This window comes from Candidatus Laterigemmans baculatus (assembly GCF_010367455.1).
Lineage (GTDB): Bacteria > Planctomycetota > Planctomycetia > Pirellulales > Pirellulaceae > Laterigemmans > Laterigemmans baculatus.
On record NZ_WRPR01000026.1, the window covers coordinates 17809 to 37992 of the forward strand.

Below are 20184 nucleotides of genomic sequence, written 5' to 3' on the forward strand. Positions count from 1 at the left end.
AACCGATGGGATCACAGTTTCGCGGACACACGCAGTTTTGCGGACGCACGCGGCGGCAAATGCTCTGGGAGCTCGGCTGCGGGTTTACCGGCGTCGGGCTGGCGAGCCTCTTGGCCGGCGACGGCTTTCTCCAGCAACAGAGCGTCGCTGCCGATGGCGTCACGCCCTACCGCAATCCGCTCGCTGCCAAAGAGCCGCCCCACCCGGCCAAAGCCAAGCGGGTGATCTTCCTGTACATGTACGGCGGCCCAAGCCACATCGATACGTTTGACTACAAACCGACGATGAACGGCATGGACGGCAAGACGATCGAAGTCAAAACCTTCGGCCGCGGCGGGCACCGCAACCAGGGCCGGATCGTCGAGCCGCGGTGGAAGTTCCAGCAGTACGGCCAGTGCGGAAAGTGGGTCAGCGACCTCTTTCCCCACCTCGCCCGGCACGTCGACGACATCGGATTTATCCACTCGATGACGGCCGACTCGCCGATCCACGGCTCGGCGATGCTGCAGATGAACAGCGGCCGGATCCTCAGCGGCAGCCCCTGCCTCGGCTCGTGGGTCAACTACGGGCTCGGCACGGTCAACCAGAATCTGCCCGGCTTCGTCGTCATGCTCGATCCCCGCGGAGGCCCGATCAGCGGTGCGAAGAACTGGAGCGCCGGATACATGCCGGCGCACTACCAAGCGACCGTGATGAAGAGCCAGGGAACGCCGATCCTGAACCTCGACCGGGCCGCCGACGTCTCGGATGCCGTGCAGCGCGATCTGCTCGATACGCTTCGCAGCCTTAACGAATCGCACGCCGAACCGCGGATCGCCAACAGCGACTTGGAGGCTCGGATCGCCAGCTACGAGCTGGCCTATCAGATGCAGGCGACCGCCCCCGAAGCGGTCGATTTGGCCCAGGAGGATGCGCGCACCAAAGCCATGTACGGGATGGACAACCCGACCAGCGCGACCTTTGGACGCCAGTGCCTGATGGCTCGCCGGTTGGTCGAACGGGGCGTCCGCTTCGTCCAGATCTATTCCGGTGGCGCTCACAACGATGACAACTGGGACGCCCACACCGACATCGAGAAAAACCACAACCTGCACGCCGCGGAAACCGACAAGCCGATCGCTGGATTGTTGGCCGACCTCAAGCAGCGGGGGATGCTGGAAGACACGCTGGTCATCTGGGGCGGTGAGTTCGGTCGCCAACCGACCGCCGAGTACGCCGAGGGAAGCGGCCGCGATCACAACGCCTACGGGTTCACGATGTGGATGGCCGGAGGCGGGGTCAAAGGGGGCGTCAGCATCGGCAGCACCGACGAACTCGGCAGCGCCGCGGTCGAAAACCGCTTCCACGTGCGACACCTGCACGCGACCATCCTGCAGCTGCTCGGTTTCTCCCCGGATCACCTCACCTATTTCTACGGCGGGCTCGACCAGCGGCTGGTCGGCGTCGAGGGAGCCGAACCGATCGAAGAGCTGATCGCCTGAGGGGGGAGAGGGTTAGGTTGGGCTGATGAAAATGCCCAGTTCTGGGCGAAGTGGAGAGTCTTCCCGTCCCGCAGGGGCCCAAACAATCCAGCCCAGGGCACAGCGCCGCGGCAACGCCGCAAAGCGACGCCCTGGGCTGTTCTGTGTGAGCCCTTCGGGCTGAGGGTGAAGTGCCGCGCAGGACCGGCTGGCCTCCGAAATCATTTTCATCAGCCCAGGGTTAGGGAGAGGGGGCAGAGAAAATCCACTTGCCAATCGGGGGGTGCGCGCTACAACGGTTCGGACCGGCGGCCGTTGGACAGCAGCCCCGAGGATGGCAGATGAGTGAGGTGAAGCCCGACCCCCGCGAGCGTTACCGACAGATGCTCGCCCCGATGCAGGCCCGCGAGGAATTCACGATCGCGGGGATCCAAGCGGTGTGCGAGGACGTTTCGCCGCGGGCGGTGACTTCGCTCGTCCGCCAACTGACGCTCGACGGCTGGCTCGTTCCAGTCCCCACGGCCGAACCGAAGTCACCCGCTCGAGTCGGTCACCGCTGGTCGCGGCGGGTCGAAGCCGGAGCACTCGACGGGTGGATCGAGCGGCAAGTCTGTGGCACGCAGCTCCGCCACACCCCGGCTGAGGAGCGACCGCGAGAGCGACTGCTGCGGCTGGGGGCGGCTCAGCTGCGGATGGCTGAGCTGCTGGCGATCCTGATTCGCACCGGCCGCAAAGGAGAATCGGCGCTGCAGGCGGGCGAGCGGATCGCCAATCGCTTTGCTCCCGCCCTCGACCGACTCACCTCCGCCGGGCCGGCGGAGATGAAGGAGGTCAGCCCCGCCGTTTCGGCTCCCGCCTATTGTCAGATCATGGCGGGAATCGAGCTGGGTCGCCGCGTGGCCCAAGCGATCGACCGGTCGCTGCAGCGGAACGTGCGGATCAGCGGAGCCGAAGATGCGATCAAGTACTGCCGCAGGCAGTTTGGCCGGATGGCGACCGATGCCCGTCAGGAGGAGTTTCACATCGTCACGCTCGACACCAAGCACCAGCCGATCGCGACGCACCAGATCACCGTCGGGACGCTCGACGCCAGCTTGGTCCATCCGCGAGAAGTGTTTCGGCCAGCGATTCGCGACGCCGCTTCGGCGATTCTACTGGTCCACAACCATCCCTCGGGCGACCCGACGCCGAGTCCCGAAGACCGGCAAGTCACGCGTCAGCTCGAGCGGGCTGCCGAAACGGTCGGGATCTCGGTGCTCGACCACATCATCGTCGCCGGCGACCGAGCCCTGAGCCTCAAACAATGGGACGCCGCTTGAGATTCCATGCGTCCTCCAGCCCGAGGGGCTGTAACAGTCCAGCCCAGGGCAGAGCAACGCGGCGAAGCCGCAACGCGTCGCCCTGGGTTTCAAGATCCATCCCCGCGCAGGAAGCCCTGTAAGGGCGCAACACGGTCTGCGGGGCCACGCAATTCGGTGACGCCCCGGTGGGGCTTCCGAGGGAATTCTTGGCATCCGCGACCCAGGGCGTCGCTCTGCGGCTTCGCCGCGTCGCTGTGCCCTGGGCTGTTCTGTCCAAGCCCCCTTCGGGGCGAAAGAGGCAAACCCTTCCAAGCCTTCCCCTCCCCAACCGTCACGCCGACTTGGGTTTTCGCTTGGTGGTCTGGCGGGGGGTGCTGCGGGTGGTGGTTTTGCGGGCGGTCGATTTTTGCGTCAGGAAGCGGCGGAGCTTGGGCTGCAGGGCTTCGTACGAACGGGCCATGTGCATCGCGTCGCGGAACCGCTTGCGGGGGTTGGGATCGATCGCTCGGCGAATCAAATCGACCAGCTCGGCCGGGACGCGGGTCCGCAGGCGTTGGCTCCCCGGCGGCGGCCAATCGAACGGCCATTCCGGAAGCTGGCCGCTGAACATCCGAAACAGCAGCAGCCCCATGCTGAACACGTCGCTGCGGAACGAAGGACGTCCCATCGCTTGCTCGGGTGCGATGTAGCCGACCGTTCCCGAGCCGCTGCCGCGAATCGTCCGCAAGGCGAGCCGGGCGATTCCGAAATCGGAGAGGACCAACTGGTTGTCGGGGAACAGCAGCAGATTTTCGGGCTTGATGTCGCAGTGAATCACCCGGGCCCGGTGGGCGCAGGCGACCGCCTGGAGCATTTGGGAGGCGTAGTCGATCGCCATCTTGGTCCCCAATCGCCGCTGCAAGCGATCGGCCAACGATTCGTCGGCCAGGGGGTAGGCGAGGACAAAGTGGTCGTCGATGAATTCCGCGTTTTTCAGCTGCAGGATGTGGGGATGCCGCAGCGTGGCCGCCAAGCGGACTTCCTTACGAAAGAAGTCCAGCACGTCGGAATTCAGCAGGTGGTTGTAGGGAATCTTGAGCGCGACGCGGATGCCTTCGATTTTGTCGTAGGCCTGATAGACAACCGCAAAGCCCCCCTCGGCGATCCGCCGCTCGATCCGGTACTTGCCGAAGGTCTGGCGGACTTTCGGCATCCGTTGGGGCATGGGCTGTTGTAGTAAGCGAGCATGGATCAGCACAATCGATGTCCACCGAGCCAAAGCGTGGGGTATCCCGATCCCGTCGGGCAACTCGCGAGCAACGCGAGCGGCGTCTCGGAGATCGGCGTCGTCGCCCTCTCGGGACCACTACTACAACTGCTCGAGCCCTTGCCGCAAACCCAGTTTCGCCTCGAACGCGGGAAAGTCGAGCGGCAGGCGAAAAATCCGCGCCGGATCTGGTTGAAAACCCTGAGCCGACGGCGCTAACCGCGGGTGCTGCAGCGGAAATCCCGGGGCTGCGAGGCCCGAGGCTAGCGCCTACGGCTCAAGAGAGTGAAAGCGCCGGGTTTTCTGACCGAGCCTAGGGATAATTGTACGCCGGGTTGTCGGGATCGAAGTCGGCGTCGGTCAGCCCCACGTTCAGCTGGACATCGTAGTAGACGTATTCCTCGAGCAGCGGTGGCTGCTCCCCTTCACCTTCCGGCGGCCCATAGGCGGCATACCGCAGCGGAACCCCCCGCTCGCGGTCGATCGCGATCTCGGCGAGCCAGAAATCGACGCCCGCTGGACCCGCAGCGCCGGCAGCACCCGCCTCGGTTGACCCCACGGCGGTCGCTCGGGGGCGGACCTGGATCAGTAGGCAGGGGCGTTCCCCGACTTCGTAATCCTCCACAAACGTCACCTCGGCTCCCCCCGTTTGCCGCACCAGTTCGCTCCGTTCGAGCAACTGGCGGACGAGGTTTTTGAAGCCGATTTCGGTCACCGGATGGAGGTTCCCCCGCATTGCGAGGAACCCGGCCGGATCGAGGCTGACGCGGAGCAGGTTGGCGAATCCTCCCTCGTGAGCGATCAAATTCCCTTCGTTTTTGTCCTCGACCCAGATCACTTCGCGACCGGCCGTCGAGCTGGGGCTGAGGAAATGGAGGTAGACGGCCATCGGCACCGGGGGCACTTCGGGCTGGCCGTTGGCGCCAGGGACCGCGGGGCGGCGGGTGCGGATTTTGAATTCCATTTCCACCACTTCGCCGAGCTCGCCATCGATTCGCTCCCGCTTGGTCATCCGGCCGACGTAATCGACCAGCTCGCGGTCCATCCGCTCGAGCCCTTCGCGGGCGATCTGCACGGCATCGTCGAGCGTGGCTCCGGCCGAGGAATCGTCCCCCTCTTCGACCGCCACCGGGACGCTTGAGGGGCTGCCCGAGGAGTTGGGGCGGGCGGTGAACCAGATCACTCCCGCGATAGCCACCACCAGGCAGCCCCACCACACGTAACGTCGCCGCCGTCCAACCGCGGCAAATGCTTCCTCGGAATCCAGCTGCCCGAGCGAATCGGGAGACGGATGGTGATTCAGCACGGGATCGACTTCGCGTGGGCTATCGCTGTTCATGACGCAGGGTTGCTTTCTCGGTCTTAAATACGTGTCAAATCAGCCGCCACGCGCTAGCGTCCGGTTCTTTCGGCGTTTGCGGGAACCGGGGGCTAGCGCCCGGCGGCTGATGAATGCTTCCGGTTCCCCTGGAGCGCCGAGCGGACCAGCATGTACTCGCCAATGTTCTCCAGCGTGAGCACGCCGGCAAATTGGCCGCCCGCGAAGACCGGGACCGTCGAGCAGCCCGCTTCCTGCATCTTGCGGATCACGTCGTCCAGCGAATCGCCGTAATTGGCGGAGGGACAGTCGCGGGAAACGCAGCCCGCGATGGCGTACTCGCGGCCGTGCGAATTGAGGTTTTCCAGCAGATTTTTGCGGACCAGCATGCCCACGTACTGGTCGTCCTCGAAGACCGGGAAATCTTGCTGTGAGCCGGCCAGCAATTCATTGACCGCCTTATCCAGGGTATCGCTGGTCGCGAGGGTCCGAAATCGAGAGAGCATCGCTTCTTCGACCGGGACATTTCCCAGCAAGCTGCGGATCTGCGCCTGCTGCGTCTCGGCGCTGGCCCCCAGGAATACGAACAAGGCGATGAAGATCAGGATCGGATTGCCGCTGAGGAGCCCGAACAGTCCAAACAGGATGGCCATGATCTGCCCGGCCCCGGCGGCAATCGCGGTGGCGGTGGTGTAGTCGAGCCACATCGCCAGCAGCGAGCGGAGCACTCGGCCGCCATCCATCGGGAACGCCGGCAGCAGGTTGAACAGGACCAAGATGAAGTTGACCCACATCAGGTTGGCCAGAAAATTTCCCCGCCCGACTTCGAGCAGACCTGTCGGAAACGCTTCGGAGAGTCCGCCGAGAGCCAGCAGCAGGACGGCGAGAAAAACCCCGATGGCCACGTTCACCAGCGGCCCGGCGATCGCCACGACCAGCTCTTGCTCGGGATGCTCGGGCATCCGCTGCATCCGCGCAACCCCGCCGATCGGCAGCAGCGTGATATCGCGGGTCGGGACGCCATAGCGGCGGGCGGCCAGGGCGTGTCCGAGCTCGTGCAGCACGACGCAGCCAAACACGGCCAGCACGAAGAGCACGCCGAGCGCCGCGGCCGCCCCGCTCGAACCCTGCGAGATGAACAGATACACGATGAACGCGATCAGCAGCATGAACGTCCAGTGGACGTAGACGTTGATCCCAGCGAGTCTGCCGATTTTCCACGACCAAGCCATGGTGCTGTTCCTCGAAGCTGGAGATCGCAGCGGGGTGAAGGGAACGCGTCGCCTCTCCCGTTCTCCCAACAGCCTCCTCGAGCGTCAAGCGCGGGGGACGCCGGGCTTCGTTGCTCAAATCGAGGGAGCACGGTAACTTTGCAGAAGATCCGGGGTTCTCTCTTTTTTCTCTGCTGCGTGACGATTCTGCATGGTCGACCTTTTGCCGGTGGTTCAAAAGCGGGCTGACGACGACGGTCGGCGGCACCTGCTCAATGTCGACTTTGCCGAGTTGCAGCAGTGGTTGGCCGAGATCGGCGAGCGGCCGTTTCGCGCCGGGCAGATCCGCCAGTGGATCTACCACCGCCGGGCCAGCGACTTTGCGGCGATGACCGATTTGCCAGCCAAGTTGCGGCAGCGGCTGAGCGAGTCGTTCGTCCTCTTTCGCTCGACGATCAGCAGCGAACAGCGGAGCAGCGACGGAACGGAGAAGCTGCTCGTGCGGCTCGCCGATGGGGGCGAGGTCGAGTGCGTGTTGCTGCGGGACGGCAACCGGCGAAGCATCTGCGTGAGCAGCCAAGTCGGCTGTGCGATGGGCTGTGTGTTTTGCGCCAGCGGCTTGGACGGCGTCGAGCGGAATCTGACCGGCGGCGAAATTCTCGAGCAAATGCTCTGGCTGCAGCAGCGGCTGGCCCCCGAGGAGCGGCTGAGCCACATCGTGATGATGGGGATGGGAGAGCCGCTGGCGAACTTGGACCAGGTCCTCCGGGCGCTCGAACTGGCCCGGACCAGCGAGGGGCTGGGAATCAGCCCGCGGCGGATCACGATCAGCACCGTGGGGCTGCCGCCAGCGATCGATCGCCTGGCGCGGTACGCTGTGCCGTACAATTTGGCCGTCTCGCTGCACGCTCCCAACGACGAGCTGCGGAACCGCCTGGTGCCGGTCAATCGGCGGATCGGGGTCGAAGCGGTGATGGACGCGGCCGACCGTTACTTTGCCGCTAGCGGTCGGCGGTTGACGTTCGAGTACGTGTTGCTCGGCGGGATCAACGACACGCCCGAGTGTGCTGCCGAGCTGGTCGATCTGCTCGGACGCCGCGGCTCGCTGCTGAACGTGATCCCTTACAATCCGGTCGCCGGGCTGCCCTACCGGACCCCCAGTGGAGCGGCGATCAGCCGGTTCCGCGAAGCGCTCGAGCGAGGCGGGGTGAACGTGCAATTCCGCCAGCGGAAAGGGAGCGAGATCGACGCTGCCTGCGGCCAGCTGCGGCGGAACCGGGCCGGAGCTGAATTCGGGTAGTGCAGGCGGTTTGGTGAAAACCGGAAATCAGCCGCCACGCGCTAGCGTCCGGTTTTCACGGCACCACGAGGAACCGGGGGCTAGCGCCCGGCGGCTGATCCAATATCCGGACGACGCGAGTGGGGTGGCTTCCCGGCGGCGATTGCAAACTCGGCGGAACCGGCAGCGACGGGCGGGGTTGTAACTGGGGCGGCTGATTAAGCTCGAACCGCCGACGAGAGCAGGGGTGAATCGTTTTGGCTGTCAGTCCCTCGACCGCAATCCATTATCAGCAATCGGATCCCGACGTGCGGTTGATGCTGCGCGTGCGGGACGACGATGCGGCTGCGTTCGAGGAGCTGGTGCGGCGGTACCAAGGGCGGCTGGTCCGGCTGATGGAGCATTTGGGGCCCCGGCGGGATCTGGCCGAGGACCTCGCTCAGGACACGTTCCTGCGAGTCTACCGGGCGCGCAAGCGGTATGAGCCGGGGGCCAAGTTCAGCACCTGGCTATTCACGATCGCCGGCAACGTCGCCCGCAATGCGGCCCGCGCCCAGGGGCGTCGCCGCGAATTGAGCGAAGTCGACAGCCCGTCGAGTCCCTCCGGGAGCCAACCGACGGCGCTCGAAGGGCTGGCGCTCGAGCAGAGCGGATTGATGCCGGCGCGGCAAATCGAAGGGGCCGAACGGGCGGAGATCGTTCGGCAGGCGATCCAGTTGCTGGGCGAGCGGCAGCGGATGGCGCTGGTCCTCTCGAAGTTCGAGGGGATGAGCTACATCGAGATCGCCGAGGCCATGGAGCTCTCGACCAAAGCGGTCAAATCGTTGCTGAGCCGCGCGCGGGTCAACCTGAAAGAGCTGTTGCAATCCTATATCGAGCCCGAACTCCCTGAGGGAGGGGCGACCGAGTCGGGGCGGTTCCCAAACGTGAACGCGAGCGATTGAGATGCTAGGCACGCACGATGACGACGCGCCGGTGGCGGAAATCGACGAGACGCTGGTCGCCTACCTCGACGGAGAGTTGAGCGAAAGCGAGCGGCAGAGACTCGAAGATCGACTGGTCCGCGAAGCCGATCTTCGCCGCCGGCTGACGGAGTTGCAGAGCGGCTGGGAGATGCTCGACCACCTCCCCCCGGCCCACGTGACCCACGATTTCGCCCGAACCACCTTGGAAATGGTCGCCGCCAGCACGTCGCAGGCGCTCGAAGTCCAGCGGCAGCAGCGACCGTGGCGGCTATTGAGCCGCGTGTTGCTGATCGCCCTGGCCACGCTGCTGATGGCCGCTGCCGGATTCGCCCTGGTCGAGTCCTTGGAGCGACTTCGCTACCACCGGCAACTCGCCGACTTGCCCTTGGCCGAACACCTCGACGCTTACCAGGCGGAGGTCGATCTCGAACTGATGCAGCAGTTGGCCGAGGATCCGCAGTGGAACGAGGCGATGCAGTTGGCCGCCGACGCCGGAGGGCTGGTCGTCCCGGTGTCGCTCGGGCTGGCTGAGATGGGACGCGAGGAGCGGGCCGCGGCGCTCCCCCGGCTCGATCCGGCCGACCGCCGCCGCTTGACCAGCCAGTGGGAGCGGCTGCAATTGCTGACCCCCGAGCAATTGACCAACGTCCGCCGCCGCGCCGCAGCGGTCCAAGAGCAGCCGCGACCCGACGTGGTGCTGCGGACGATGAAGGAGTACGCCAGTTGGTTCGCGTCGCTGCCCCCCGAGAAGCAAGAACGGATCGTCACCGCCGAGGATCCCCGCGGCGCGATCCTCGAAGAGGTCCAGCAGAGCGCCCTCGGCTGGGTCCAGAACTACGGGCTGGTGCTCGGCGAGAACGATCGCGAGCTGATCTATGAGGCGCTGAAAGTGATCGCCCGGGATCGCCTCGCCTGGGCCGACGAGCACGACGTCTGGTCCGACCGCCGGCTGGGCTTTCTCAAGGATCTGCGCGACCGCTACCGACGAGCTGGCAGTGAGGAGAGCTCCCTCACGCCCGAGGAGTTCCTGCTCGGAGCCATGGCGGCGCGGGTTTCGCTGCGGAGGGGGACACCCGGGGAGGGAGAGCGGCGAGCTCCGCCGGAAGCGGGGCCCGAAAAGGAGCCCGAAAAGCAGCCCGAGGAGAACTCCGAGGAGATTTCCGAGGACGGCTCTGGTCGTCGCCCCTGGACGGTTCTGTTCGGGCCTCCCACGGCCGAAGAGCTGGCGGCCATCGAAGGGGTGATCAGCAACAAGGCGCTGCTGATTCTGGATGCCGCTTCGGGGTCTGCGGAGGAGCGGCGCGAGGCGCTTTGGCGGTGGTGCGTGGTGATCATTCGCTCCAGATCGCCCGCCACCAACAGCCCCGAAGGAATGCTCAACCGCTACCTGGCGATGGAGCCCGACGAGCGGGAGCTGCTCGACCTGCAACCTCCCGGGGAGATCTTCGACGAGCTCGGCGATCGGCGGCGGAATCGGTTCGGCGGCGGCCGACCGTAGGGGTGCGACAGAATGGCGGGGGGCCTGCGACCGGAGGGGTGTGGTGCGGTATGATCTGGGTCGCACAAAACTGCTGTCGACACCAGGAACAGGGGAAGTGATCCATGAAAGCCGCATTCATCCGCGAGACCGGTCCCGCCGAAGCGATCGAAGTCGGGGAGCTGCCCTGCCCCGAGCCTGGTGAGGGACAGGTCCGGGTGCGGGTGCAAGCGGTTTCAGTCAACCCGATCGACACCTATGTCCGCAGCGGGAGCGTGCCGATGGAGCTGCCCAATCCGTTCATCATCGGCAGCGATCTGGCCGGCGTGGTCGATGCGATCGGTCCCGGCGTCACCGGGCTCCGCGAGGGGGACCGGGTGTGGTGCACCTGCCAAGGGTTGCTCGGTCGCCAGGGAACGTTTTCGGAGTTCGCCGTGATCGACGCCCAGTTCCTCTATCCCCTGCCCGACGGCGTCGAACCGGGAACAGCCGCCGCCTGTGCGCTGGTCGGGATCACCGCCCACCTGGGACTGTTCCGCGAAGCGCGGCTGCGGGTCGACGACACGATCCTGGTGATCGGCGGAACCGGGGGCGTTGGGTCGATGGTCGTGCAGATGGCCAAAGCGGCGGGGGCGACCGTGATCGCCACCTGCGGCTCGAGCGAAAAATGCGAGCTGGCCCGCAAGCTGGGGGCTGACTTTACGATCGACTACCACCGCGAATCGATCGCCGAGCGGACCAAAGAGCTGGCTCCGGAGGGGGTCAACGTGCTGTGGGAGACGCGGCAGGAGCCCGACTTTGATCTGGCGGTCGACCTGCTGGCCGAGCGGGGGCGGATGGTGCTGATGGCCGGCCGCGATGCCCGGCCCCCCTTTCCGGTCGGACCGTTCTACGTGAAAGGCTGCTCGGTCCACGGCTTTGTGATGTTCAAAGCCACGCCGGACGAGATGCGGCAAGCGGCCGACGACATCAATGAGTGGCTGGCCGAAGGACGCCTGCAGCCGCAGATCGGAAAACGCCTACCGCTCGAGCAGGCCGCCGAAGCCCACCGGCTCCAGGAAGCCGCCACGCTCCACGGCGAAGGGGCCCTGGCCGGAAAGATCGTGCTGGACGTGTGAGGTGAAATCGTACTCGTACTCAGCACGGCGGTACTCGTACACGTACTCGAACCGCGTACCCATAGATCGGACCCGGCGGAGGATCGAGTACCGCTGCGCTGAGTACTGAGTACTGGGTACTCGCCCGCCAGCGTCACCCCGAGCTCTCTCCGAGCAGCGCGTAGAACGTGATCCCCGCGGCGACGGCCACGTTCAGCGAATCGATGCCTTGCCGCATCGGGATCGTCAGCTGATCGGTGGCCGTGGCCAGGATCGCTGGCGGCAGCCCCTGGGCTTCGTCGCCGAGCAGGATTGCCAGCGGCCGCTGGTCGTGATGAAACTCCGCGAGTGGCTTGGCTCCAGGGGCGAGCGTGGTGGCGACCAGGCGGTAGCCTCGCTCGGCGGCCAAACGACGGAAGTCGGACTCGGGGGCGTCGGCGGTGTAGACCGTCATGCGGAGTGCAGCCGCCATGCTGACCCGCAGCACCCGCCGCGACAGCGGATCGGCCGCGTCAGGGGTGATCACCAGCGAATGGACGCCGAACGCGGCGGCCGAGCGGATCGTGCTCCCCAGATTCTCCGCGTCGGTCACCCCGCAGGCGACGACTAGCGGTCCGGCGTCGGCGGCGGGTGGCAGCTGGTCGATCGTCGGCATCGGCGGGCGGATGCCGCAGGCCAGCACCCCGCGGTGGAAGTCGAAGCCGGTCAGCTGCCGCAGGTCTGCAGAGCGGATCTCCAGCACCTCGAGCGACGGCTTGCGGGAGTTCTCGAGCGACTGCTCGAGCGACTCGACCCAGGCCTGGTGTCGTCCCTGCTCGACCAACACCGAAGCACACTCGTAGCGGCTCGCGAGCAGACGCTCGACGACCAGCCGTCCTTCGGCGATAAAGCGGCTGCCGCGGGCCGTCGAGCTGCGGTGGTTGAGAGCGCGGTAGGGCTGGAGTCTCGGATCCTCCAGCGAATCGATTACGATGCGTGCCACGATGGGTGCCCCGTCTCTACTGGCTGCGAGGAATGAACACGATGTGCGATGGGAGTGACACGCCGGCAATTGGAATCCTCACCTCCGGCGGCGATTGTCCCGGCTTGAACGCCGTGATTCGTGGAGTCGTAAAAACGTGCTTCCGACTCGGCTATCGGGTGATGGGGTTCGAAAAAGGCTTTGAGGGGCTGGTCGAGCCGATCCGCTGCCGCGAGCTGACCAGCCAAAACACGGCGGGAATTTTGATTCAAGGGGGAACCATCCTCGGTTCGACCAATCGCGGCCGGTTCGCCAGTCGAGTCGGCGTCGACGAACTCCGCCGGCTGCCAGCGAGCTTGGTCGACGAAGTGCGGCGGACATTCGACGCCTACAACTTGCAAGGCCTGATCTGTGTCGGAGGGGACGGCTCGCTGGCGACCGCGCAGCAGTTCCACGAAGCGGGGTTGCCGGTCGTCGGCGTCCCGAAGACGATCGACAACGATCTGGGCGCCACCGCCTACACGTTCGGTTTCGATAGCGCGGTCGCCTGTGCGGTCGACGCCCTCGATCGCTTGCACACGACCGCCGCCAGCCACGAACGGGTGATGGTCCTGGAAGTCATGGGACGGCACGCCGGCTGGATCGCGCTGCACGCCGGAATCGCTGGCGGAGCCGACGTGATCTTGGTCCCCGAGATCGATTGGCAGTACGAGCACATCGTGGCCAAAACCGAGGATCGACGGAGGCAGGGGAAGATGTTCACCCTGGTCGTCGTCGCCGAAGGGGCTCGCCTGCCCGAGGGAAAAATGGTGACCCTCGAAGCGGTGCAGGCCGATCGCCAGACGCGGCTCGGCGGGATCGGGATGGTGATCGCCAACGAACTGGAGCAGCGGACTGGCGAAGAGGTGCGGTGCGTCGTGCTCGGCCATCTGCAGCGGGGCGGCGCTCCGACGACCTTCGACCGCACGCTGGCGACGATGTACGGCACGCACGCGGTGCGGCTGATCGTCGAGAAAAAATTCGGCCAAATGGTCTGCAGCGTTCCGCCGGAGATTCGCTCGGTCCCGATCCACGAGGCGATCGGCGAATTGCGGTTGATTCGGCCTTCCGGCTCGGCAGTCCAATCGGCCCGCGCCATGGGGATCAGCTTTGGCGACTGCGGGGAATACGTGAATCCCTTCCACGGCATCGCCCCGATCGAGCAGGTGCATTAGGAAAAAGCGGTGGAAGGAACCGAAGGGTGGGGAAAAAAACGGCGGGGCGAGGCCCAGTGCCTCACCCCGCCGTACCGAGCTGCTTCATCCGCGAGGATCGCTGCGGCAGACAAACTTGAGTCCCCACACAGTTTTTCTGCCGCTTATCCCGGTGCCTGTGCCGGAGAGGTCACAGACCCCTCCTTCCGGCACCATGGAGATCGGTCGCGGAGTACCGATTAATCGACTTGAAACCGCAACTCCGTTGATGGCGAGCCGGTAAGGTGTTCCGGATGTAACGCTCGTGCCGGTCAAGCCACGCAGCAACGGAAATCCGCGAGTCGCGGTGGGCGACTTTGCGGGGGCCCTGGGCGCGTGAAGCCACACCCCGCCTCGACGGGAGTATCATCAGCCGCAACGCGCTAGCGTCCGGTTCCCACGGCATTTTCGAGAACCGGGGGCTAGCGCCCGGCGGCTGATGGCCCCGCAGATCCCTCCAGGCAGCAGAGGCGATTCCCCACGCGGAGCAGCAGACAACCTTCGGCGTAGGCCGGCGTGGCTTGCACCGGAGTACTGGAAGCGGGGCCGCCGAGTTCAAACTGGCCGAGCTCTTCGTACTCGTCGGCCGCCCGCAGCACGGTCGCTTCGCCATTGAGGCTGATGATCAGCAGCTTGTCGCCGAGCACCACGGGCGAAGCACCAAAATTGCCTCCGATTCTTTTGCTCCAGAGCACCTCTCCCGAATCGGCTTCGACACACGAAGCGATTCCCTTGTCGTCGATCAAAAACAGCCGATTGCCGACGACCGCCGGAGTCGGCACGTAGGGAGCCAGTCGCTGCATCCGGTAAACTTCCCCCACACCCTCTTCCCCACCCCCATTATCCTCAGCCTCCTGTCCTGCCGAACCGCTCGGCAGCCCGGCCGGGCGGATGGCGACCAAATGATTCCCCCCGCCCCCGCTGCCCGCCGTCCCCAGAACCAGGTCGCCGACCACGATCGGCGAGCTCACGCAACGCGCTTTGAAGACTTGGTGAGTCCAGCGAAGCTCGCCAGTTTCTAGATCCAACCCAAACAGCCCATCACCAGTGCTGGCACCGACGATCTGCCGCTCGCCGCTCGGTGTGACGTACAGCGCGGGAACGCCGTAGCAGACATTCGTGCTGGTCAGCTCGGTCGACCAGAGCGTTTTGCCCGTCGCCGGATCGAGGGCGACCATCCGGCTCACGCCCGGCTGCTCCCCTTCTTTCAGCTGTCGCGACTGCTGGGAGTTGAAGATGATCAGCCGGCCATCGATCACGACCGGCGAGGTGCCGAACCCGTGCTGGCTCTGCCAGCTTCCAAGATCCACCGCCCAAAGTTCTTCCCCGTCGTGGGAGAGGGCGGCGACGGTGACTCGCTCCGGATCGGCCCAGGCGACGTAGACCCGCGAGTCGTCGACATAGGGAGTGCTGCTGGCGAAGGTGTTGCGGGCGTGCAGGCGGTGCGGCCGGAGCGGGTAGGCCGCTTGCCACAACTTGCGACCGCTGCGGAGATCGATACCGAGCACCAGCCGCCGGTTCGCGTCCGGTTCAGCGGCGATCACGAAAGCCTTCCCCGCTTTGATGACCGGTGAACCGATCCCGTTGCCCGGCAGCTCGAGCTGCCAGCGATAATCCTCCGCCGTCCAGGAGTCGGGGATCGAGGCGTCCGGAGCGTAGCCGCGACCGTCGGGACCATGAAAGCGATTCCAGCCCCCGTCGTCCCCGCTGGCGACCGCCGGGGCCAGTACCAACAGCGATGCGATCAGCAGCGGTGCGATCAGCAGCGATGCGAGCGGTTGGGGGAGTGGGCTCGCAGGGAATCCGAGGGCAAGAGGTGCGCGCATTTCGATCGGCCAGGGGGAAGAAGGGGGAGGGGGGAAGGCAGGTGCGGGCTGACGGGCTGACGGGCTGGGGGGCTGGGGGGCTGAGGGGCTGAGGGGCTTGGAGCTGGGGACAGTTTAGTCGAAATCGGCCCCATCGTTCCAATCCCTGCAACCCTTAGAGAAGGCGGAAGTTCTGCAGATTTCCGCCGGAACGGCTGAGCGCCGCAGCGGCCCCGGCCAGCCGGGCTCCCCCCGGGTGCTAACGTTCTGAGAGAAATCCCTTGAGCCGCAGGCGCTAGCCTCGGGCCCTTTTTTGGTCGGTTCGGCTGGGCGACGGAACCCGCGGCTAGCGCCGTCGGCTCACCCGCGGCTAGCGCCGTCGGCTCACCCGCGGCTAGCGCCGTCGGCTCACCCGCGGCTAGCGCCGTCGGCTCAGGATTTTCTGACAAAGCCTCTTTGCCACGCCATTTTTGAAAGCCTTCGACGCGATGTACCACATCGAGCGCACCGATGACCTCTCGGGGTTAATGGCCGAGTCGGCCGCCTGGGACGACCTCAGCGGCGGAGTCCCACTCCGCGAATCGGCCTGGCTGGGCAATTGGTGGGCGGTGTACGGCCGGGGACTGGAGGCTTACGTGGTCACGGTCCGCGATCGCGACGCAGCGCTCTGCGGATTGCTGCCGCTGTATCGCCTGAAGACCGCCCGCGAGGGACGGACGCTCTCGGCGATGGGGGACGGAACGACCTGTACCGACCACTTTTCGCTGCTTGCCCGCGAGCGCGACTCGCAGGCGATTGCGGCGGCGGTCGGGCAGTGGTTGGCCCGGGCCAGCCGCGACGCGCGGGACGGCTGGGACTTGATCGACATCGACGGCATCGTCGGCGGCGATCGGACGGCGGCGGCGATGACCGCGGCTCTCTGCGGCGAAGGGGCGACGAGCCATGCGAGCTCTCGGATGAGCACGTGGATCAAGGACACCAGCGATGATTGGGAGGCCCACCTGGCTCGGCTGAGCAAGACGCATCGCCGCAAGACCCGCCAGCACCGGAAAAGGCTCGAGGCCGGCCGCGAATTCTCCCTCCGGATCGCAGCGAGCAAGGAGGAAGTTCGCACCGACCTGAACCAGTTGATGGATTTGCACCAGCGGCGTTGGACGAGCGTCGGCGAACCCGGCTCGTTCGCCACGCTCGAGAGTCGGCAGTTCCTGCACTCGACCGCGCAAGCTCTCTTCGACCGCGGCCAACTGCAATTGGCTTCGATCGTGGTCGACGGCGAGACGGCCGGCAGCGAGCTGCGGATCATCGGTCGCGACCGCATGATGTACTGCTACTGCACGGGTATGGACCCCGCGTTCGCCGATCTCGAACCGGGCCGGCTGCTCAACATCCAGGGGCTGGTTTACGCCTACGAGCAGCAGCTCCGCGGCATCGACTGCCTGCGTGGCGACGAACCCTACAAGGCGCGGTTGCTCGCCGAGCCGCGACCGTTGATCCGCCTGCGGATCGTCGCTCCCTCGCTGCTGCCGCGGCTGCGGCACGCCGCGTGGCTAACCCAGTTCGAACTCAAGCAGTTCCTCCGCCGACGCACCGGCCGGAGTGTCGTGCAAACCCTCAGCCTCGCTTGAGCACGACCGCGGTGCGATCGCTCGTTCCGCGTCCCGCTTGCACCGCTTCCTTGCGGATAGCCGAGAGGATTCGCTCGGGGCCGGCGGCCAGCGACGCTCGAGTCAGATCGGCCAGCCGCTGTTGGTTCAGCCGTGGCCCCGAGAGATCCGAGGCAGAGAGGTCCCCAGCAGAGAGCTCCCCGGCGGAGCCGGTGACCAAACCCGGCGTGTAGGCCAGCAGCGTCTCTCCGCCGGTCAACTGCAGCCGCGAGACCCGCGGCTGCAGATCGATCTCCGACCCCAGCGGTTGGCTGCGGTGGACCAGCGGGCGGTAGCCGTAGCGGCTGACGATGATCCCTTCGAGCTTTCCGGCCGATGCCAGCGAGCCTTCGCCGGTCTGCGGATTGATCTGGGCGTAGAGCAACGAGACGAGCTGGTCGCCGGTGTTGGTCTGCCAAAGGGTGTCGCCGATCCGGCGGAGCATCTGACCGGGATCGTGCCGGTAATTCGAGTGCGATTGCCAAGCCGAACGAGCGGTCGCTGCGATCATCGCCGCATCGAGTCCCGCGGCGTGCGCTTCGGCGAGGACCAGGGCGAGCATGCCGTCGGGGAGCACGTCCCAGTGGTACCAGCTGGCGGCCAGGGCTTGCGGGCTCTCGGTCCAGCCCGAAGTCTGCCAGTTCTCGTCGAGCGGAACCGCCAGGGGCTGCTGGCGTTGTTGCCAGGCGGCCGCGTCGCGGAGCGGTCGCACGGCGCGGTTGGCCGCGGCCATCCGTTCGGTCAGGGTGTCGCTGGTCAGCCGCGAGGCCAGCAGCGATGCGGTCAGCTTGGCCGCCGCTTTCTCGGCTGCCTGGAATTCGGTCGGTCGGCTGGACCAGAACCACAGCGTTCCGATCGGCGTGTCATCGACCGAGACCGCCACGCAGATCGCCGCAGCGAACGGTTCGGGACTGCTCCACTCGGGCATCGCCGCGGTGTCGTCGAGCGTGACGACGCTGCCGACCAACGCTTCGAGATCGGCCAGCGAGCCCCGCAGTTGCCGCGGCGGATGGCTCAACCGACTGGTCGGCAATCCGCTGACCGCTCGCAATTTGAGCTGGCTGGTTTTGTCGTCCAGCAAGTACAACCCGGCCGCATCGCAGCGGGTCGCTTCGGCTCCCTCGCGGAGGATGGCCGCGATCGCATCGGCCAACCGTCGCTCGTCGCTCTCCGTGCGGCCGCTTGATTCGCCGCGGCGACTCGGGTCCGAGGTGACCCGAGCCGCTTCGCTGGCTGCCAAACAGGCTTCCTGGCGGCGGATCGTCTGCTCCGCTTCGGCCAACCGGGAGGTGAGCGCGGCGGCCGCTTCGGCTAACTGCACCGCCGAGTCGCGGGGGACCGTTGGCAACTCCCCGACGTCATCGCCCGACATCACCGAAGCGGCCCCGACGGTCGCTCGCACACGGAGCGTCGCCGCACTGCGCTGCCCGTCGACGCACCACCCCGTGGTGTCGGCGAAAACCCGCCAAAAACTGCTGGCCGCGTCAGCTTGGCTCGGCCGCCGGATGCGGTTGCGGGGTTCGGCGGAGTGCAGACGCAGGTAGTTCGGAATTTCCCTCGACACGGGCCGGCCTCGAACGGTTCGGAGCTATGCGGCCGCATCCGGTGGATCGATGCAGCGGCACTTGTGGGAGCAATACCGTCCGTGATGCCCAACCTGCCGCCGCGCGGTTCCTTGCGCCGCAGCCTTCGTGGAAGTAGGAATCGACCGGCCGATCCCTTTTCCTCACCCCGAAAGTCCACGCAAGCGGCGAAGATTCGCAGCCCCGGCCCCATAATCGTCACAGTCCCGCAGAGTCGAATCCCCGGGGCCTTCCGTGAGTAGCCCGCGTTACCCACGCGTTTCGAGGGAACGATGTGCTAAATCAGCCGCCACGCTTCTTGCGTCCGGTTCTCACGGCGTTTTCGGGAACCGGGGCTAGCGCCCGGCGGCTGATGAATAATCCGACCAAGCCACGGCGACTGTGTTGACGGCCGCGTCAGTCGACGCGGGTCCCGAGGGCGGCGGCGTAGATCAGCAGATCGCCGCGGCGGCGGGCAAACTCCTGGACCGGGCGGCTGTTCTTCGCTTGGGCCGCCAAATCGAGCAGCAGCGGAGCGACTCGCGGAGCCGGCACATCGGCCGGAATCATCTTCACCGCCGTGGCGAGCGCCTCCTCGGCGCGACCGAGTCGGCTGAGCAGATCGATGTAGGTCTCGATCGCCCCGGTCCCCTGCTCCATCGGCTTGGCTTCCAGCGCTTTTTGGCGGAAGTACGAAACCGCTTCGTTCACTCCCCGGCCGAGCAGCGCTCCGTAGAACAGAGCGTGGGCCGGATAGAAGTCATGGAACGGCTCGTCCGACGGATACTGGTACTGGGGGTCGAGCCGCCGACCATACTGCACCAACTCCCACGCCCGTTGCAGCTGAGACTCCTTCTCCAGCACCCGCGCGATCCGCACCGTCGACGCCAAGTGGGTCGTGTCCAAATGGTAGGCGCGGTTCTCGAACAGCTCGCGACGGTTGGCTACCAACGCGTCGAGCGTCGTTTCGCTCGGCGGAGTTCCCTCGCGCCGCTCGATGTCGGCTCGCACCGCCGCCAGCAACTCGGCATACAGATGATCGAGCAGCATCGCCGCGGCGGTCTGCTGGTCGCGGTGCGATGCCGAGGCGACGACCTGCTCATACGTCGTAATGCTGTTGCACGTTCCCATCCGATCGAGCACCAACCGGAATCCGTAGCCGACGTCGACCCCTTCGTGCAGCGTGACTTGGATGATCTCGTCGGCGTTTTCGTCGCTCACGTCGATCCGGCGGATCATCTCGGCCGCCTTCTCGGTGTCGCCCGTCGGTCGCAGATACATCCATCCCTCGCGGATCCGGCCCGCGGCCAACAGCATCAGTCCCGTCTCGCGGCAAGCGTCGAGCAAGCCGTGCTCGAGTTGCCGCTCGATGTCTTCCGGATGCCGCTTCTCGTTTCCCTCGCTGAGCAGCGGCAGCCCGAGGCGGACTCGCATCCGCATCTTCAAGGCCTCGAACAACTCGTGCGGCATCCGCTGGCGGCGATAAATCTGAATCAACGCCTCGAGCATCTCGGCGGGATCGTCTGCCAGACTGGCCAACTCGGCGAAAGGATCGGTCGTAGTCGTCGTCATAGGGAAAACAGCTGGGGGTCCAAGGGCGGGAATAAGTGGCGGGCGAGCAGCGCGG

Annotated in this window: 16 protein-coding genes; 9 read left to right on the plus strand and 7 right to left on the minus strand. The window is 66.0% G+C overall.

The genetic code is table 11. The annotated features are described in order from the left end of the window. Positions 1 to 5 precede the first annotated feature (5 nt). Entirely contained in the window at positions 6 to 1481 is a 1476-nt protein-coding gene (locus GNK13_RS05640) for a DUF1501 domain-containing protein (protein ID WP_164101485.1), read from the plus strand. A gap of 320 nt (positions 1482 to 1801) precedes the next feature. Next, a complete protein-coding gene (radC, locus tag GNK13_RS05645) occupies positions 1802 to 2779 on the plus strand; it encodes a RadC family protein (RefSeq protein ID WP_164101487.1) in 978 nt (325 codons plus the stop codon). Positions 2780 to 3092: 313 nt separating this feature from the next. Here radC and GNK13_RS05650 read toward each other — a convergent pair whose 3' ends face one another. Further along, on the minus strand, positions 3093 to 3965 hold the full coding sequence (locus tag GNK13_RS05650; protein ID WP_203328939.1) for a serine/threonine-protein kinase: 873 nt from the start codon (positions 3963 to 3965) through the stop codon (positions 3093 to 3095). 21 nt (positions 3966 to 3986) lie between these two features. On the opposite strand from GNK13_RS05650, the gene GNK13_RS05655 reads away from it, so the two are divergent. After that, on the plus strand, positions 3987 to 4226 hold the full coding sequence (locus GNK13_RS05655; RefSeq protein ID WP_164101489.1) for a hypothetical protein: 240 nt from the start codon (positions 3987 to 3989) through the stop codon (positions 4224 to 4226). A gap of 94 nt (positions 4227 to 4320) precedes the next feature. Here GNK13_RS05655 and GNK13_RS05660 read toward each other — a convergent pair whose 3' ends face one another. Both GNK13_RS05660 and GNK13_RS05665 read right to left on the minus strand, forming a co-directional pair. Further along, positions 4321 to 5346, minus strand: coding sequence for a DUF1571 domain-containing protein (locus GNK13_RS05660; protein WP_164101490.1), 1026 nt, complete (start codon positions 5344 to 5346; stop codon positions 4321 to 4323). 92 nt (positions 5347 to 5438) lie between these two features. Further along, entirely contained in the window at positions 5439 to 6557 is a 1119-nt protein-coding gene (locus tag GNK13_RS05665; protein WP_164101492.1) for a site-2 protease family protein, read from the minus strand. A gap of 190 nt (positions 6558 to 6747) precedes the next feature. Here GNK13_RS05665 and rlmN point away from each other — a divergent pair, with 190 nt between their 5' ends. The 4 genes from rlmN (at position 6748) to GNK13_RS05685 (ending at position 11375) form a co-directional block, all read left to right on the plus strand. Further along, positions 6748 to 7836 (plus strand): 23S rRNA (adenine(2503)-C(2))-methyltransferase RlmN, encoded by a 1089-nt coding sequence (rlmN, locus tag GNK13_RS05670; RefSeq protein WP_164101494.1) that lies wholly within the window; start codon positions 6748 to 6750, stop codon positions 7834 to 7836. Between the two features lie 260 nt (positions 7837 to 8096). Then, positions 8097 to 8759 carry a sigma-70 family RNA polymerase sigma factor gene (locus GNK13_RS05675; RefSeq protein ID WP_164101557.1) on the plus strand — a complete coding sequence of 221 codons (663 nt, stop codon included), beginning with the start codon at positions 8097 to 8099 and terminating at the stop codon, positions 8757 to 8759. A gap of 1 nt (position 8760) precedes the next feature. After that, complete coding sequence (locus tag GNK13_RS05680; RefSeq protein ID WP_164101496.1) at positions 8761 to 10278, plus strand: anti-sigma factor family protein; 1518 nt, start codon at positions 8761 to 8763, stop codon at positions 10276 to 10278. Between the two features lie 104 nt (positions 10279 to 10382). After that, the gene (locus GNK13_RS05685) at positions 10383 to 11375 is read left to right on the plus strand and encodes an NADPH:quinone reductase (RefSeq protein ID WP_164101498.1); all 993 of its coding nucleotides are present in this window, start codon (positions 10383 to 10385) and stop codon (positions 11373 to 11375) included. A gap of 133 nt (positions 11376 to 11508) precedes the next feature. On the opposite strand, the gene GNK13_RS05690 is transcribed toward GNK13_RS05685, so the two are convergent. After that, positions 11509 to 12336, minus strand: coding sequence for a TrmH family RNA methyltransferase (locus GNK13_RS05690; protein ID WP_164101500.1), 828 nt, complete (start codon positions 12334 to 12336; stop codon positions 11509 to 11511). A gap of 5 nt (positions 12337 to 12341) precedes the next feature. Here GNK13_RS05690 and GNK13_RS05695 point away from each other — a divergent pair, with 5 nt between their 5' ends. After that, positions 12342 to 13529, plus strand: coding sequence for a 6-phosphofructokinase (locus GNK13_RS05695; RefSeq protein ID WP_235934801.1), 1188 nt, complete (start codon positions 12342 to 12344; stop codon positions 13527 to 13529). 440 nt (positions 13530 to 13969) lie between these two features. On the opposite strand, the gene GNK13_RS05700 is transcribed toward GNK13_RS05695, so the two are convergent. Then, a complete protein-coding gene (locus GNK13_RS05700) occupies positions 13970 to 15373 on the minus strand; it encodes a PQQ-binding-like beta-propeller repeat protein (protein WP_164101502.1) in 1404 nt (467 codons plus the stop codon). A 467-nt stretch (positions 15374 to 15840) separates the two neighbouring features. Between GNK13_RS05700 and GNK13_RS05705 the strand changes: the two genes are divergently transcribed. Continuing rightward, complete coding sequence (locus GNK13_RS05705) at positions 15841 to 16977, plus strand: GNAT family N-acetyltransferase (protein ID WP_164101504.1); 1137 nt, start codon at positions 15841 to 15843, stop codon at positions 16975 to 16977. Here GNK13_RS05705 and GNK13_RS05710 read toward each other — a convergent pair. Further along, positions 16964 to 18559: a PP2C family protein-serine/threonine phosphatase gene (locus tag GNK13_RS05710; RefSeq protein WP_164101506.1), complete on the minus strand. Its 1596-nt coding sequence runs from the start codon at positions 18557 to 18559 to the stop codon at positions 16964 to 16966. The two genes, GNK13_RS05705 and GNK13_RS05710, sit on opposite strands and share 14 nt — an antisense overlap. A gap of 415 nt (positions 18560 to 18974) precedes the next feature. After that, positions 18975 to 20129 carry a hypothetical protein gene (locus GNK13_RS05715; RefSeq protein ID WP_164101508.1) on the minus strand — a complete coding sequence of 385 codons (1155 nt, stop codon included), beginning with the start codon at positions 20127 to 20129 and terminating at the stop codon, positions 18975 to 18977. Positions 20130 to 20184: the final 55 nt, after the last annotated feature.